15 protein-coding genes are annotated in these 16,545 nt (G+C 37.0%); 13 read left to right on the top strand and 2 right to left on the bottom strand.

All coding sequences use genetic code 11. The features are described from left to right. Positions 1-6 precede the first annotated feature (6 nt). From xseA to spo0A, 9 genes are all read left to right on the top strand, one after another. The gene (xseA, locus tag EKQ63_RS22195; protein WP_000415266.1) at positions 7-1,365 is read left to right on the top strand and encodes an exodeoxyribonuclease VII large subunit; all 1,359 of its coding nucleotides are present in this window, start codon (positions 7-9) and stop codon (positions 1,363-1,365) included. Next, positions 1,355-1,585: an exodeoxyribonuclease VII small subunit gene (gene xseB / locus EKQ63_RS22190; protein WP_099683055.1), complete on the top strand. Its 231-nt coding sequence runs from the start codon at positions 1,355-1,357 to the stop codon at positions 1,583-1,585. Before xseA ends, xseB begins: the two co-directional genes overlap by 11 nt. Next, positions 1,585-2,475, top strand: coding sequence for a (2E,6E)-farnesyl diphosphate synthase (gene ispA / locus EKQ63_RS22185; RefSeq protein WP_000150362.1), 891 nt, complete (start codon positions 1,585-1,587; stop codon positions 2,473-2,475). Before xseB ends, ispA begins: the two co-directional genes overlap by 1 nt. Positions 2,476-2,778: 303 nt before the next feature. Beyond that, a complete protein-coding gene (gene dxs / locus EKQ63_RS22180) occupies positions 2,779-4,671 on the top strand; it encodes a 1-deoxy-D-xylulose-5-phosphate synthase (RefSeq protein WP_000366448.1) in 1,893 nt (630 codons plus the stop codon). 3 nt (positions 4,672-4,674) lie between these two features. Beyond that, the gene (locus EKQ63_RS22175) at positions 4,675-5,514 is read left to right on the top strand and encodes a TlyA family RNA methyltransferase (RefSeq protein WP_143881496.1); all 840 of its coding nucleotides are present in this window, start codon (positions 4,675-4,677) and stop codon (positions 5,512-5,514) included. A gap of 142 nt (positions 5,515-5,656) precedes the next feature. Then, positions 5,657-6,106: an arginine repressor ArgR gene (gene argR / locus EKQ63_RS22170; RefSeq protein WP_001032581.1), complete on the top strand. Its 450-nt coding sequence runs from the start codon at positions 5,657-5,659 to the stop codon at positions 6,104-6,106. 267 nt (positions 6,107-6,373) lie between these two features. Next, entirely contained in the window at positions 6,374-8,113 is a 1,740-nt protein-coding gene (gene recN / locus EKQ63_RS22165) for a DNA repair protein RecN (protein ID WP_000947752.1), read from the top strand. A 118-nt stretch (positions 8,114-8,231) separates the two neighbouring features. After that, positions 8,232-9,530, top strand: coding sequence for a SpoIVB peptidase (spoIVB, locus tag EKQ63_RS22160; protein WP_002028467.1), 1,299 nt, complete (start codon positions 8,232-8,234; stop codon positions 9,528-9,530). Between the two features lie 287 nt (positions 9,531-9,817). Beyond that, a complete protein-coding gene (gene spo0A, locus EKQ63_RS22150; protein WP_014297988.1) occupies positions 9,818-10,612 on the top strand; it encodes a sporulation transcription factor Spo0A in 795 nt (264 codons plus the stop codon). Between the two features lie 267 nt (positions 10,613-10,879). Here spo0A and EKQ63_RS22145 read toward each other — a convergent pair whose 3' ends face one another. Beyond that, positions 10,880-11,026 carry a YycC family protein gene (locus EKQ63_RS22145; protein WP_001247671.1) on the bottom strand — a complete coding sequence of 49 codons (147 nt, stop codon included), beginning with the start codon at positions 11,024-11,026 and terminating at the stop codon, positions 10,880-10,882. Positions 11,027-11,077: 51 nt separating this feature from the next. Here EKQ63_RS22145 and EKQ63_RS22140 point away from each other — a divergent pair, with 51 nt between their 5' ends. After that, a complete protein-coding gene (locus EKQ63_RS22140; protein ID WP_143881495.1) occupies positions 11,078-11,806 on the top strand; it encodes a glycerophosphodiester phosphodiesterase in 729 nt (242 codons plus the stop codon). Positions 11,807-11,855: 49 nt separating this feature from the next. Here EKQ63_RS22140 and EKQ63_RS22135 read toward each other — a convergent pair whose 3' ends face one another. Continuing rightward, positions 11,856-12,089 (bottom strand): DUF2627 domain-containing protein, encoded by a 234-nt coding sequence (locus tag EKQ63_RS22135; protein WP_001190188.1) that lies wholly within the window; start codon positions 12,087-12,089, stop codon positions 11,856-11,858. Between the two features lie 136 nt (positions 12,090-12,225). Between EKQ63_RS22135 and EKQ63_RS22130 the strand changes: the two genes are divergently transcribed. From EKQ63_RS22130 to EKQ63_RS22115, 3 genes are all read left to right on the top strand, one after another. Then, positions 12,226-14,298, top strand: a complete 2,073-nt coding sequence (locus EKQ63_RS22130) for a sigma-54 interaction domain-containing protein (protein ID WP_048550748.1) — start codon at positions 12,226-12,228, stop codon at positions 14,296-14,298. 195 nt (positions 14,299-14,493) lie between these two features. Then, on the top strand, positions 14,494-15,393 hold the full coding sequence (gene yqiS / locus EKQ63_RS22120) for a phosphate butyryltransferase (RefSeq protein ID WP_143881493.1): 900 nt from the start codon (positions 14,494-14,496) through the stop codon (positions 15,391-15,393). Positions 15,394-15,428: 35 nt separating this feature from the next. Further along, complete coding sequence (locus tag EKQ63_RS22115) at positions 15,429-16,529, top strand: leucine dehydrogenase (protein WP_000171362.1); 1,101 nt, start codon at positions 15,429-15,431, stop codon at positions 16,527-16,529. Positions 16,530-16,545: the final 16 nt, after the last annotated feature.

Raw genomic sequence — 16,545 nt, 5'->3', positions numbered from 1 at the left:
AGAGAAATGGAGAAACAATATTTAACCGTTACAGCGTTAACACGCTATATAAAAACAAAAATAGAATATGATCCGCATTTGCAGTCTGTTTGGTTAAAAGGTGAAATTTCCAACTTTAAAAATCATAGCCGTGGCCACATGTATTTTACATTGAAAGATGAAAATGCAAGAATCGCAGCGGTTATGTTTGCGGGTCATAATCGTAATATTAAATTCAGACCTGAAAATGGGATGAAGGTACTCGTGAAAGGGAAAATCTCTGTTTACGAGGCGAGTGGTTCTTATCAAATTTATATTCAAGACATGCAGCCTGACGGAGTCGGAAACTTGCATTTAGCTTACGAACAATTAAAGGTTCGTTTAGAGGAAGAAGGATTGTTTTCTCAAGTTTACAAAAAAACAATCCCTCCTTACGCGAAAACAATAGGTGTGATTACGTCACCAACAGGGGCAGCGATTCGTGATATTATAACAACGATTAAACGTCGTTATCCAATTGGAAATGTTATTGTGTTTCCAGTACTTGTACAGGGGGAGTCAGCAGCTCCCTCAATTGTACAAGCGATTCGTACAGCGAATGAAATGGAAGGGATAGATGTCCTAATCGTTGGGCGCGGTGGAGGCTCTATTGAGGAATTGTGGGCGTTTAATGAAGAGATGGTTGCAAGAGCTATTTTCAAGAGTGAGATCCCTATTATTTCAGCAGTAGGCCATGAAACAGACTTTACAATTGCGGATTTTGTTGCCGATTTAAGAGCACCAACACCAACTGCAGCGGCTGAGCTGGCAGCGCCTAATATTATCGAGTTACAAGAAAAGGTATTACAAAGAACTCTAAGGTTGCAAAGAGCAATGAGAGAGTTAGTACATAAAAAAGAAGAAAAACTACAAGTATTGCAAAAATCTTATGCGTTCCGTTATCCAAGACAAGTATATGAGCAAAAAGAAGAGCAATTGGATAGAGCGTTAGAACAGCTTGTGTTAGCGAAAGAGCGCTATATTGATAAAAAGGTAAATCAGTTAAAACAGCTTTCATTTTATTTAGAGAAGCACCACCCATCTCAAAAAATTATGCAAACGAAGGTAGCAGTTGAAACGTTGCAAAAGCAATTGCAACGTGAAATGCAAACGTTACTCCAAACGAAAGAATTTGCCTTTGTAAGAGCTGCTCAAAAACTTGAAGCGCTAAGTCCGCTTAAAGTAATGATGAGAGGGTACGGGCTTGTATATGATGAAGAGAAGCAAGTGTTAAAAAGTGTGAAAGATGTTAGCCTTGGAGATGCTGTTTCAGTTCAATTACAAGATGGAATACTAGATTGTAGCGTATCAGGAATAGAGGAGCGTGAATTGAATAATGGAAAATAAATTAAGCTTTGAAGAGGCAATTTCGCAACTTGAGCACCTCGTTTCTAAGTTAGAGCAAGGTGACGTACCTTTAGAAGAAGCAATTTCTTATTTTAAAGAGGGTATGGAATTATCTAAGCTTTGTGATGAGAAGTTGAAGAACGTACAAGAACAAATGGCAGTTATTCTTGGGGAAGATGGAAAGCTTGAACCGTTTACTGCTTTAGGAGATGAAGCATAGTGACAATTGCTTTTGATACTTTTTTGAAAGAAAGTAAAACTTTCGTAGAAGAGAAGCTTGTAAGCTATGCAAATGAATTACAATGTCCAAATGTACTTCGTGAAGCGATGGCATATTCTTTGGAAGCGGGTGGAAAGCGTCTCCGCCCGTTACTTTTATTTGCAACATTACAAGCGTTTGGTAAAGAAAAAAATCTTGGTGTAGGTGCAGCTTGTGCTCTTGAAATGATACATACATACTCATTAGTTCATGATGATTTACCTTGTATGGATGATGATGATTTAAGAAGAGGGAAGCCCACAAATCATAAAGTATTTGGTGAAGCGATGGCGGTTTTAGCAGGAGATGGTTTGTTGACATATGCTTTTCAAGTTATTATGGCATATGAACAAAAGGAAATCTCAGCTGAGAAAAAAGTAAGACTTGTACTTGAGCTTGCAAAGGCGGCAGGACCAGAGGGAATGGTTGGCGGACAAGTAGCAGACATGGAAGCGGAAGGGAAACAGCTTACGATCGATGAGCTAGAATATATTCATAAGCATAAGACTGGGAAACTACTTGAATTCGCTGTACTAGCAGGGTCGATACTTTCTAATGCCACAGAAGAACAGGAAGAAAAATTACTTGAGTTTGCAAAATATATCGGCCTAGCTTTCCAAATTCGAGATGATATTTTAGATGTGGAAGGAACCGAAGAAGAGATTGGAAAACCGATTGGTAGTGATGTTTCCAACGAAAAGAGCACATATACGACGTTATTTACTGTAGATAGAGCGAAGGATATTTTAGAAGAAACGATTGCAAAAGCAAAAGATGCTATTAGTTCCTTGCAATTACAAGATGAATATTTACTATCTATTTGCGATTTGATTGCAAAACGTAATAACTAATATAACAGCGTTTTCATTTGTTGAGTCATTCATCATTTTATGATATAAATGTAGGAAAAGGTTTTTCTTTTCTTGTTATTGGCAAAAATATATGTAGATTACATTGCCGTTATCACTTCGTGTTAGCGGCTATTTTTTTCATCGCCTAAAGAAATATAGTTTATAATAAGATTAGGGCGCAATAGACTGGTTAATAGCAGGACAAGGTGAAAAATAAAAAAAAGAGAATTTCTTGTTTTGTGTAAATGTTTTTTATAATATTTGACATGTTGACAGATTATGAAATGAAAGTGAGTGATCCATGTGGATCTAACGCAAATTCAAAACCCTAGTTTTTTGAAAGATATGTCTATCAGTGAACTAGAGGGATTGAGTGAGGATATTCGTAAGTTTTTAATTGAAGAGCTCTCTCAAACAGGTGGACATATTGCGCCTAATTTAGGTGTAGTAGAACTCACAATTGCTCTGCATAAATTATTTGATAGTCCGAAAGATAAATTTTTATGGGACGTAGGACATCAATCCTATGTACATAAAATTTTAACTGGGCGTGCAAAAGAATTCGGCACATTAAGGCAATATCAAGGTCTATGTGGTTTCCCAAAACGTTGTGAGAGTGAGCACGATGTATGGGAAACTGGCCATAGCTCGACATCATTATCTGCTGCAATGGGAATGGCTCTAGCACGTGATTTAAAGAAAACGAAAGAATATGTTATACCAATCATTGGTGATGGTGCTTTAACGGGCGGAATGGCTTTAGAGGCATTGAACCATATTGGACATGAAAAAACAGATATGATTGTTATTTTGAATGATAATGAAATGTCAATTGCGCCAAACGTTGGTGCGCTTCATAATGTGCTTGGACGTCTACGTACCGCAGGAAAATACCATTGGGTAAAAGACGAGCTAGAGTATATTTTGAAGAAAATCCCAGCTGTCGGTGGGAAAGTTGCTGCGACAGCAGAGAAAATAAAAGATAGTCTTAAATATTTACTAGTATCCGGTGTCTTTTTCGAAGAGTTAGGCTTTACATATTTAGGTCCAGTCGATGGACATGATTATGAAAAGTTATTCGAAACGTTGCAATATGCAAAGAAAACAAAAGGCCCGGTGCTTGTTCATGTTATTACGAAAAAAGGAAAAGGTTACAAACCAGCTGAGAGTGATGTTATTGGCACTTGGCATGGAACAGGACCTTATAAAATTGAATCAGGTGACTTCGTTAAACCGAAAGAGGTTGCACCAGCATGGAGTGCTGTTGTTAGTGAAACAGTACTTAAGTTAGCGAGAACGGATGAGCGTATCGTTGCAATTACACCTGCAATGCCTGTTGGATCAAAACTTGAGAAGTTCCAAAAAGAATTCCCAGATCGTATGATTGATGTAGGTATTGCAGAACAGCATGCTACAACAATGGCAGCGGGTATGGCAACGCAAGGTATGAAACCATTCTTAGCGATTTATTCAACATTTTTGCAAAGAGCATATGACCAAGTTGTTCATGATATATGCCGCCAAAATTTAAATGTTTTCATCGGAATCGATCGCTCTGGTTTAGTAGGAGCAGATGGTGAAACGCATCAAGGTGTATTTGATATTTCATTCTTACGTCACTTGCCGAATATGGTACTTATGATGCCGAAAGATGAAAATGAAGGGCAACATTTAGTATACACGGCGATGCAATATGAAGATGGACCAATCGCATTACGTTATGCACGAGGTAATGGACTAGGCGTTCATATGGATGAAGAATTAAAGGCGATTCCAATCGGTTCATGGGAAACGTTAAAAGAAGGTACACAAGCAGCTATTTTAACATTTGGTACGACAATACCAATGGCAATGGAAGCGGCTGAGCGTCTTGAAAAGGCTGGAGTTTCAGTAAAAGTAGTGAACGCTCGCTTCATTAAACCAATGGATGAAGCATATTTACATGATCTCTTAGGAAAAAACATACCAATTTTAACGATTGAAGAAGCTTGCTTAATTGGTGGTTTTGGAACAGGAGTAGTTGAATTTGCGTCTGAGAACGGGTACCATAGTGCGTTAGTTGAACGAATGGGTATTCCAGATCGATTCATAGAGCACGGTAGTGTAACAAAATTATTAGAAGAAATCGGTTTAACGACAGATGCTGTTGTAGACCGTATTCATACAATGATTCCATCAAAACAAAAAAGGGCGTAACAAATGAGTGCGAAAAAAGAAAGAGTAGATGTACTATTAGTAGAGCGAGGGCTTATAGAAACACGTGAGAAAGCAAAACGCGCCATTATGGCCGGCCTTGTATATGCGAATGAGATGAGATTGGATAAGCCAGGAGAGAAAATCCCACAAGATACAGAGATTATGGTGAAGGGGCAAGTTATGCCGTATGTAAGCCGTGGTGGTTATAAACTTGAAAAGGCATTAGAGACATTTCATCTTGATTTACAAGATAAAGTTATGATAGATATTGGTTCATCAACTGGTGGCTTTACCGATTGTGCGCTTCAAAATGGAGCGAAATTATCTTATGCATTAGACGTAGGGTACAATCAACTTGCGTGGAAATTACGTCAAGATGAGCGTGTTGTCGTAATGGAACGAACAAACTTCCGTTACGTAACACCAGCAGACTTAGAACGTGGTTTACCGCAATTTGCTAGTATTGATGTTTCATTTATATCATTAAAGCTTATATTGCCAGTTTTAAAAACAATGCTTATGCCGAATGGGGATGTAGCAGCGTTAATTAAACCGCAGTTTGAAGCTGGAAGAGAGCAAGTTGGTAAAAAGGGTATCGTTCGTGATCGAAAAGTACATGAGGCTGTCGTAGAAATGATTGTCGACTTTGCTATAAAAGAAGGATACGACGTAGAAGGTTTAACATTCTCACCAATTACGGGCGGGGATGGTAATATTGAATTTTTAATTCATCTGAAATGGCATGGTGAACGTGAGAATGGCGAAAATCATTCTCCAGTTTCTGTTGAGCAAGTAGTTACAGAGGCACATGATGTCCTAAAACAAAAAGGGAAAGGGGAATAACATATGTTGTTCCTCTTTTTGTTGTAATTGTATAATGATTGTAAAAACAATTGTGTACAAGTAACGAATTATAAGTTAACATAAATAAGTGAAGTATACCAATGTTTAAACTATGGTAAGAGATAGTGTGAGGTGCAAATGTATGAATAAAGGTCAGCGCCATATTAAAATCAGGGAAATTATTGCGAACAAAGAAATTGAAACACAAGATGAATTAGTTGATATTCTACGTAATGAGGGATTTAATGTAACGCAAGCAACAGTATCGCGCGATATTAAAGAATTGCACTTAGTGAAAGTGCCATTACATGATGGGCGCTATAAATATAGCTTGCCAGCAGATCAACGATTTAACCCGTTACAAAAATTAAAACGCAATCTAGTGGATTCATTTGTAAAATTAGACACGGCAGGACATATGCTTGTGCTAAAAACATTGCCTGGTAACGCTCATTCACTTGGAGCACTTATTGATCATTTAGAGTGGGATGAGATCATCGGAACCATTTGTGGTGATGATACTTGCTTAATTATTTGCCGTACACCTGAAGACACAGGTGTTGTCTCTGATCGTTTCTTAAATATGCTGTAACAAAAAAATCTTGTTTGCTTTCCTCTGTAAAGTGGAAAGTGAACAGGATATTTTTATTGGTTAAAAACGTGAATTCTTAATTGTAATATAATATTTTCTTTGAATAAAATTAGGAAATAGGTGGATTGACCCGTAAAACAAATGTTTGGTACAATGGAGCGGTTAGAAAAGTAATTTATACATACAAACATATAGTATGACTATTTGAATAAAGAACTGAGAAAAGCCCTTCATAGGGGATTAGTTTATAACGAGGTGAATGGGGCATTGTTATCGGAATTATCGATTAGAAACTTTGCTATTATTGAGGCATTAAATATTTCTTTTCAAAAAGGATTAACGGTTTTAAGTGGTGAAACAGGGGCCGGAAAATCGATTATTATTGATGCGATTAGTTTACTTGTAGGTGGCCGTGGTTCAGCAGAATTTGTTCGATACGGAACAGAAAAAGCTGAGATAGAGGGACTATTTTATGTGGAAGATGATAAGCATCCATGTATTGAAAAAGCAGAAGAGTTGGATATAGAAATAGAAGACGGCATGATTATTTTGAAGCGTGATATCGCTGCAAACGGAAAAAGTGTATGTCGTGTAAATGGAAAACTAGTTACCCTTAGTGTATTAAAAGAAATTGGAAAAACACTTGTTGATATCCATGGGCAACACGAAACGCAAGACTTAATGAATGAAGAACGTCATCTATTTATGCTCGATCATTTTGATGGAGAGCGTATCGTTAAACAATTAGATATATACCAAAACGTATATGCTGACTATGAGAAATTAAAAAAACAGTTGAAATCGTTAAGTGAAAATGAACAACAAATGGCACATCGTTTAGATTTAATTCAATTCCAGCATGAAGAAATCCGTAAAGCGGATTTAAAGATGGATGAAGAAAATGACTTAACTGAAGAACGATTGCAAATTTCTAATTTCGAAAAGATTTATAAAGCATTAGGTGACGCGTATCGCTCGTTAAGTGCTGATGGACAAGGGCTAGATAATGTACGAAGCGCAATGGGACAAATGGAGAGTATTACACATTTAGATGAAGTGTATCAAGAAAATCATGATTCCATTGCCAATAGTTATTATTTATTAGAAGAAGTTGCGTATCAACTAAGAGAAAAGCTCGATATGATGGAATATGATCCGAATCGCTTAGACGAAATTGAAACGCGTTTAAATGAAATTCGTATGCTAAAGAGAAAATATGGAAATACTGTAGAAGAGATTTTAGCGTATGCTGATAAAATTGAACAAGAAATTTTTACGATTGAAAATAAAGACGTTCATATTGAAACGACGAAGAAACAGTTGAAAGAATTAGAAAGTGTTATTCTGAAAGAAGCAACGTTGTTAAGTAATATGCGTCATGAACTTGCAGAGCATCTTACAAATGCCATTCATCAGGAATTAAAAGAATTATATATGGAAAAAACAAAATTTGAAGTGAGAATTATGAAGAGAGAAGGAAATGCTGAAGAGCCTCTTGTGGAGGGAGCACCAGTAAGACTTACGGCGGATGGCTATGACCATGTGGAATTTTATATTTCAACAAATCCAGGTGAGCCGCTAAAACCACTTTCAAAGGTTGCTTCCGGCGGAGAGTTATCTCGTATTATTTTAGCTTTAAAAAGTATTTTTTCTAAGCATCAAGGTGTTGCATCTGTAATTTTTGATGAGGTGGATACTGGTGTAAGTGGCCGGGTCGCACAGGCTATTGCGGAAAAAATTTATCGAGTATCAGTAAACTCACAAGTACTTTGTATTACGCACTTACCTCAAGTAGCTTCAATGGCGGATTCTCATTTATTTATTCGAAAACAAGTAGCAAATGATCGAACGATTACGTCAGTTACCGTTTTAACTATGGAGGATAAAGTAACAGAAATAGCTCGAATGATTTCTGGTGTGGAAATTACAGATTTAACGACAGAACATGCGAAAGAATTACTTACGCAAGCGCATCATTTTAAACAGACAGCAGAGGCTATCCAGTAATGGATAGCTTTTTTTCTCAAATGATGATTTCTTAATTCTTCCGGTTATAAATAAAGCATTGCAAGGAGAGATTAAAAAGTGAAGCCAAAAGGCTGAATGTGGGGTAGGAGCGAGGAGAGTGAACAAATTGAAATTAGAAAGATTTCGCAAAATAATAGGTATTTTTCTCCTTGTTTCTTTAGTTTTTATTGGGTGTTTTAAGCCGCTTCGGACGTTTATTTCATCTCCGAAGCAACTTGTTGTTTTTGAAGGACAACAATCAGAAATAGCTTCATTACCAGTGTTTAAAGCTTCATCTACAGATCGTCATGTGTTTACAGTAAGTTCAAATGAACAAAAACAAGGACTTATGGTAAATTCTCATCAAAATGGTGAAGCAGATATGGTGTTTCAGCTTGCTGGTTTTCCAGTGAAAAAAGTAAATGTGAGAGTATTAAAAGATTTCAAAGTTATTCCAGGTGGACAATCAATTGGTGTAAAGTTAAACACAAAAGGGGTACTTGTTGTAGGCCATCATTTAATTCAAACTGAAAAAGGGAAAGTATCTCCTGGTGAAACAGCCGGTGTGCAAATTGGAGATATGATTACTGAAATTAATGGTAAAACAATTGAAAGAATGAGTGATGTAGCACCATTTATTCATAATAGTGGGGAAACAGGCGAACCGCTAAATCTCGTTTTGTTAAGGGATGGAAAGCATATCCGCACTAAGTTAACACCACAAAAAGACAGTGGAGAATCGTCTTATCGCATTGGTTTATATATTCGTGATTCGGCAGCTGGAATCGGAACAATGACATTTGTTCATCCTGATTCTATGAAATATGGGGCACTTGGCCATGTCATTTCTGATAATGATACGAAAAAGCCGATTCAAGTCGAAGATGGACAAATTATGCGTTCGACAGTTACATCAATTGAAAGAGGTAGTCATGGGAATCCAGGGGAGAAATTAGCGAGGTTCTCACCTGATCGTGAAGTGATTGGCAATATTACAATAAATAGTCCATTTGGTATTTTTGGCAAATTGAATACAAATATGACAAATGGCGTAATGGATAAAGCAATGCCTATTGCACTATCTCATCAAGTAAAAGAAGGACCAGCAAAAATATTAACAGTTATTGATCAAGATAAAGTGGAAGCGTTTGATATCGAAGTTGTGAGTACAGTACCGCAAAAGTTTCCGGCAACAAAGGGCATGGTAATAAAAGTAACAGATAAACGTTTATTAGCGAAAACAGGTGGTATCGTACAGGGGATGAGCGGAAGTCCAATTGTACAAAATGGAAAGGTAATTGGCGCTGTTACACATGTATTTGTAAATGATCCAACATCAGGATATGGTGTTCATATTGAATGGATGTTACATGAGGCTGGAATTAACATTTATGATCAAGAAAGAAAAGCGAGCTAATTAATAATTAGCTCGTTTTTCTATTGAAAAATTCGTTGAAATTTTGTAAAAGCTCCGCAAGAGGTGTTTTTTGTTGTAAAATAAAAGGAAAGGGTTGAACGTTTCGTTGTTTTTCTATGATGGAATGTGTTGCGAAAAGGAATAAATGAACGATAAACATATTTTTTTGTGATTTTATCGGAAAGTAACAAACTTTAAAAGGGAATTTTCACACAATTGTCGAACAATTCATGTAGCCTAGAAGGATACACATGTCGGAGAATCGATTCGGTAAGGGAGGAAAAGCTGTGGAGAAAATTAAAGTATGTCTTGTGGATGATAATAAAGAATTAGTATCAATGCTAGAGAGTTATGTAGCTGCTCAAGAGGATATGGAAGTAATCGGTACTGCTTATAATGGTCAAGAGTGTTTAAATTTATTAAAAGATAAGCAGCCGGATGTACTTGTATTAGATATTATTATGCCACATTTAGATGGGTTAGCTGTACTAGAGAAAATGCGCCATATTGAAAGGTTAAGACAGCCTAGCGTAATTATGTTGACAGCGTTTGGGCAAGAAGATGTGACGAAAAAAGCAGTTGACTTAGGTGCGTCATATTTCATATTAAAACCATTTGATATGGAGAATTTAACGAGTCATATTCGTCAAGTGAGCGGTAAAGCGAACGCTACTATTAAACGTCCACTGCCATCTTTCCGATCAGCAACAACAGTAGATGGAAAACCGAAAAACTTAGATGCAAGCATTACGAGTATCATTCATGAAATTGGTGTGCCTGCTCATATTAAAGGGTACATGTACTTAAGGGAAGCAATTTCTATGGTGTACAATGACATCGAATTACTTGGATCTATTACGAAAGTATTGTATCCAGATATCGCGAAGAAATATAATACAACAGCAAGCCGTGTCGAGCGTGCAATCCGTCACGCAATTGAAGTAGCATGGAGTCGTGGGAATATCGATTCTATTTCGTCCTTATTCGGTTATACAGTATCTATGTCAAAAGCAAAACCTACGAACTCAGAGTTTATCGCAATGGTTGCGGATAAGCTGAGACTTGAACATAAGGCTAGCTGAGAGTAAAAATAGTAAGAGATATAAGTTTTAGTAAAGCTTAATCATTCTTGAAATTGATGCTTGATATTAAATGTAAAACCAATGAACTTTTTATTTCATGGCCAATGAATGTTAGAATTCATTGGTCTTTTTATTTACTTTAATTTAATATACATGTTTGAAGCGAGGGTTAAATTGAATCACGGTATATCCAATGAGGGATTTTAGCAAGCAAGTCATCCATGATATAATAGAAAATAATAAAAAGTCCTGTGAAACAGGACTGTATTATTCTTCGTCTTTATTTTGTTTTTCTAATTCAACTAACTTTTGAATTAAAATGTGCTGCGGCATATGCATAAGTTGTTCAAGTGGAACACCTAATGCTTTTGATAGGCGGACTGCAGTGTCTGGAGAAATTTGTAATGGTCTCATAGAAGTACCTCCTTTTTCGTATAGTATAGCATAAAGATTGGGGGAGTGAGGATGACTCTTATATTTGCACATCGTGGTGCAGCGGGAACGTACCCAGAAAATACGATGATTTCATTTGAAGCAGCTGAATCTTTTAAGGCAGATGGAATTGAGCTTGATGTTCAATTAACGAAAGACGGAAAGGTTGTTGTCATTCATGATGAAACAGTGGACCGGACAACGAATGGAAAAGGTGCGGTCCGAAATTATGTATATGAGGATTTATGTAAATTAGATGCGAGCTATAAATTTGGTGATAAAGTAGGATTTTGTAAAATACCTCTTTTAGAAGAGGTGTTAGAATGGATTGAAAAAACAAAGTTGCTACTTAATATTGAACTTAAAAACAATAAAATTCCATACAGAGGTTTAGAGGAAGAAGTTATAACGCTTGTACGGAAATTTAATCTAGAAGATCGTGTTATATTTTCTTCATTTAATCACTACAGCATGAAAAGGTGTCATATGATGGCTCCTGATATTCAAACAGCGATTTTATATCGTGAAGGCTTGCATAGCCCGTGGGCATATGCGAAAAAAATGGGCGCTACAGCAGTGCATCCGAATTATCGTTATCTTCAAGATGCCATTGCTGAATTAACGATGGAAAGTGATGTAGAAGTTCGGCCCTATACAATTAATGAAGAAACACTTATGCGTAAATATTTTAATATGAATATATCGGCGATTATTACGGATTATCCTGAAACGGCAAGAACGTTATTGCCAATAAAAAAATGAGACCGCGTGTAACGGTCTCGTTTTTTTATTGATAAGTAGTAGGAATTTCCTATCTTCTAAAGCGCGCTTGTACTTTATTTCGTTTACGGTCTCGGTGTAAGACGAAGCCACCAAAAATATAAAACCCTAGTCCGAAGCAAAGAGCACCAATTAAAAATTGTAACCAAAGTATGGAGAGTGGAGGAAATAGAATCCCGAATACAGTATCTCTCATTAATTTGATGCCAAACACAGCTAATGAAATAGGGATGAGTGCTAATAATAGAGCAAGGTAACGCTGCATATAAACTCTCCTTTTCAGATTATTTTGTTTATTTTAATGATGTTATATGAAAAGGGGGTTTGTCAAGAGGGGGCTGAACGAGTAAGATAAGGGTGTGAAAAATTTTGCAGAGATACTTCGAGAGGAAGTGTAATATATGAAACAAAAAGTTTTAATTGTTGGTGCAGGTGAAGGTGGCAGTACATTGCTGAATCTGTTGCAAAGTTCGAATATATTTCAAATTATAGGGATTATTGATATAAATCCGGTAGCAAAAGGATTGCAAATGGCTAAGGAATACGGGGTTACCATTGGAGAGAGTGTAACGCCGTTTCTTTCTATGCACATTGATGTAATGTTTGATATGACAGGTGATGATGATTTACATAAAGAGTTATTAAAGAAAAAGCATAAAGATACTCTTCTTATACCAGGTGATATTGCAAAGATTGTTACGAGATTAGCACATGAGAAGGAAGATTTAATTGGAAAGTTAGAAGAACAAACACAGCAAGGTGATTTAATTTTAAACTCTACGCATGATGGTATGATAGTGATTGATCAAGAAGGACAAGTTCGCCTATTTAATAAAAGTGCAGAGCGTATTATCGGGTATAAAAAAGAAGATGCGGTAGGCAAATATATTTTAGAAGTTATTCCGACTAGTAAGTTGCTTCGTATTATACGTACGAAACAAATAGAAGTAAATTATGAACTGACGCTTGAGAATGGAAAGAAAATTATTACAACCCGTATTCCAATATTAAAAGAGGGAGGAGAAGTGCAAGGGGCATTTGCGATTTTTAAAGATATAACAGAGGTTGTAGATCTTGCGGAAGAAGTTACAGATTTAAAGGAGATTCAAACGTTACTTGAGGCGATTATTAACTCGTCTGAGGAAGCCATTTCGGTCGTGGATGAAAAAGGTCGAGGTTTAGTAATTAACCCTGCATATACGAAATTAACAGGTTTAACAGAAGAGGACATTATTGGAAAGCCAGCTACAACTGATATTGTAGAAGGTGAAAGTATGCATATGAAAGTACTTCGAACGCGCAGGGCGGTACGAGGAATACATATGAAGATTGGCCAAAAAAAGCGAGATGTAATTGTAAACGTAGCACCGGTCATTGTAGATGGAATATTAAAAGGAAGCGTTGGTGTAATTCGTGACGTATCAGAAATTCAAAAGTTAACAAATGAATTGAATCGAGCAAGGCAAATTATTCGAACGTTAGAAGCGAAATATTCATTTGATGACATTGTCGGAAATTCAGATGAAACAACGGCTGCTATTGAGCAGGCAAAACTGGGGGCGAATACACCAGCAACAGTATTGCTACGCGGGGAGTCAGGGACAGGTAAAGAATTGTTTGCACATGCTATCCATAATGGAAGTAATCGAAAATATAATAAGTTCGTTCGTGTAAACTGTGCGGCTATTTCAGAGACGTTGTTAGAAAGTGAATTATTTGGTTATGAGGAAGGTGCATTTTCTGGCGCGAAAAGAGGCGGAAAACGTGGATTCTTTGAGGAAGCGAATAACGGCAGTATCTTTTTAGATGAAATAGGCGAACTATCTGCCAATACGCAAGCGAAACTCCTTCGCGTTTTGCAAGAAAAAGAGATTGTAAAAGTTGGTGGAACGAAAGCAATCCCTATTAATGTCAGAGTGATTGCAGCGACGCACGTGAATTTAGAAAAAGCCATTTTAGAAGGAGAGTTCAGGGAGGATTTATATTATCGATTAAATAAAATTCCAATTCAAATTCCATCTCTTCGTCAGCGTAAAGGGGATATACCGGCAATCGCAGACAGATTAATTCAAAAAATCAACCAAGATTATGGCAGAAATATAGAGGGGCTCACTAATTCTGCTATTTCATATTTACAATCATATGAATGGCCAGGGAATGTGAGGGAACTTGAAAATATTTTGGGGAGAGCTATTATCTTTATGAATTATAACGAGACTTATATTGATGTACAACATTTACCCCCATTACATAACGAAGAGCAGGTGGAGTCAAAGCAAGCTCATTTATTACCTGAGTTAGAAGAAAAGCCACTTGAACATTTAGTGACGGAGTTTGAAGGGAATATCATTCATGAATATTTAGAGAGATTTGGTGGAAATAAAACACAAACGGCAAGAGCGTTAGGAATTTCGGTTCGAAATTTATATTACAAGCTAGAAAAGTATGAGTGTGCAAAAAATAGCATGCAATAAATTGCGTACTGTGCAATTTATTGCATGGTATACAAAAAGCGACAAAATAAGACAGAATCTTTTGTTATTTTTCAAAGCATTGATTTTACTGTGTTTTGAATGCGTTTTCATTATTGGTAAGACCACTTTAAAAAGTTGGCACGGTATTTGCTTAATAAAAAGACGAGGGACGACGGAAAGGGTTGATTACAAAATATGAAGTTAGAACACTTAATTGATCAAGCGGCAGGCCAGCCTAAAAAAACTGTGGCTGTAGCAGTAGCTGAAGATCATGAAGTAATTGAAGCTGTAGCGAAAGCAATTGCATTACAGCTAGCTCAATTTCGTCTATATGGAAACCAAGAAAAAATAATGGGGATGTTACAAGAACATAATTTACAAACTTCAGAACATATTGAAGTGATTGCAGCACAGTCAAGTGCTGAGGCTGCAGAACTTTCTGTGAAAGCTGTAAGAAATGGCGAAGCAGATGTGCTCATGAAGGGAAACATCCCAACAGCAAATATTTTGAAAGCTGTATTAAATAAAGAGTGGGGACTTCGTAAAGGTAGCGTACTTTCACACGTTGCAGCATTTGAAGTTCCAAATTACGATCGTCTCATTTTTGTTACAGATGCAGCGATGAACATTGCACCTGATGTAACACAGAAAGCTGCTATTATACAGAATACTGTAGAAGTTGCCCGGGCAATAGGAATGGATTTGCCAAAGGTAGCACCAATTACAGCAGTAGAGGTTGTGAATCCTGCGATGCAAGCGACAATTGATGCAGCGATGTTAACTCAAATGAATCGCCGCGGACAAATTAAAAATTGTGTCGTTGATGGACCACTTGCTTTAGATAATGCAGTATCACAAATTGCAGCAGAACATAAAGGCATAGTAAGTGATGTAGCAGGTAAGGCAGACATTTTACTCGTCCCAACGATTGAAGCTGGAAATGTGCTATATAAATCACTCGTATACTTTGCAGATGCAAAAGTAGGAGCAATGATTGCTGGCGCAAAAGCACCGATTGTTTTAACATCTCGTGCTGATTCAGCAGAAACAAAAGTATATTCATTAGCATTGGCAGTTGCGACTGCTTCAAAATAAACCAAATAGGGTAAAACAATTAGGGGGAAACGACAATGACATTAGAAATCTTCGAATACTTAGAAAAATATGATTATGAGCAAGTAGTATTTTGTCAAGATAAAGAATCTGGTTTAAAAGCAATCATTGCAATTCATGATACAACACTTGGACCAGCTCTTGGTGGAACAAGAATGTGGACATATGATTCTGAAGAAGCGGCGATTGAAGATGCATTGCGTCTTGCAAAAGGGATGACATACAAAAACGCAGCAGCTGGTTTAAACTTAGGTGGTGCGAAAACAGTAATTATCGGTGATCCACGTAAAGATAAGAGCGAAGCAATGTTCCGTGCATTAGGACGTTACATTCAAGGGTTAAACGGACGTTACATTACAGCTGAAGATGTTGGTACAACAGTAGATGATATGGATATTATCCACGAAGAAACTGACTTTGTAACAGGTATTTCACCATCATTCGGTTCTTCTGGTAACCCATCTCCAGTAACTGCATACGGTGTGTATCGTGGTATGAAAGCTGCTGCGAAAGAAGCTTTCGGTACTGATAATTTAGAAGGAAAAGTAATTGCTGTTCAAGGTGTTGGTAACGTAGCATATCACCTATGCAAACATTTACACGCTGAAGGAGCAAAACTAATCGTGACAGATATTAATAAAGAAGCTGTACAACGTGCAGTAGAAGAATTCGGTGCAACAGCAGTTGAGCCAAATGAAATTTACGGTGTTGAATGTGATATTTACGCACCATGTGCATTAGGCGCAACAGTTAATGACGAAACTATCCCACAACTTAAAGCAAAAGTAATCGCTGGTTCTGCGAATAACCAATTAAAAGAAGATCGTCACGGCGACATCATTCATGAAATGGGTATCGTATACGCACCAGATTATGTAATTAATGCAGGTGGCGTAATTAACGTAGCAGACGAGTTATATGGATACAATAGAGAACGTGCATTAAAACGCGTTGAGTCAATTTATGACACAATTGCAAAAGTAATCGAAATTTCAAAACGCGATGGCATTGCAACTTATGTAGCAGCTGATCGTCTAGCTGAAGAGCGCATTGCAAGCTTGAAAAACTCTCGTAGCACATACTTACGCAACGGTCACGACATTATTAGCCGTCGCTAATCATTCATATATTACT

The sequence above is a fragment of the Bacillus sp. BD59S genome, from assembly GCF_007363175.1.
Lineage (GTDB): Bacteria > Bacillota > Bacilli > Bacillales > Bacillaceae_G > Bacillus_A > Bacillus_A pacificus.
This window is presented reverse-complemented; position numbering and strand designations above follow the sequence as displayed.

Bases quoted from the DNA above. Each gene is read 5' to 3' on its own strand.
- xseA (WP_000415266.1), top strand. From the start codon at position 7: ATGGAGAAACAATATTTAACCGTTACAGCGTTAACACGCTATATAAAA.
- xseB (WP_099683055.1), top strand. From the start codon at position 1,355: ATGGAAAATAAATTAAGCTTTGAAGAGGCAATTTCGCAACTTGAGCAC.
- EKQ63_RS22175 (WP_143881496.1), top strand. From the start codon at position 4,675: ATGAGTGCGAAAAAAGAAAGAGTAGATGTACTATTAGTAGAGCGAGGG.
- argR (WP_001032581.1), top strand. From the start codon at position 5,657: ATGAATAAAGGTCAGCGCCATATTAAAATCAGGGAAATTATTGCGAAC.
- EKQ63_RS22145 (WP_001247671.1), bottom strand. From the start codon at position 11,026: ATGAGACCATTACAAATTTCTCCAGACACTGCAGTCCGCCTATCAAAA.
- EKQ63_RS22140 (WP_143881495.1), top strand. From the start codon at position 11,078: ATGACTCTTATATTTGCACATCGTGGTGCAGCGGGAACGTACCCAGAA.
- EKQ63_RS22135 (WP_001190188.1), bottom strand. From the start codon at position 12,089: ATGCAGCGTTACCTTGCTCTATTATTAGCACTCATCCCTATTTCATTA.
- EKQ63_RS22130 (WP_048550748.1), top strand. From the start codon at position 12,226: ATGAAACAAAAAGTTTTAATTGTTGGTGCAGGTGAAGGTGGCAGTACA.
- yqiS (WP_143881493.1), top strand. From the start codon at position 14,494: ATGAAGTTAGAACACTTAATTGATCAAGCGGCAGGCCAGCCTAAAAAA.
- EKQ63_RS22115 (WP_000171362.1), top strand. From the start codon at position 15,429: ATGACATTAGAAATCTTCGAATACTTAGAAAAATATGATTATGAGCAA.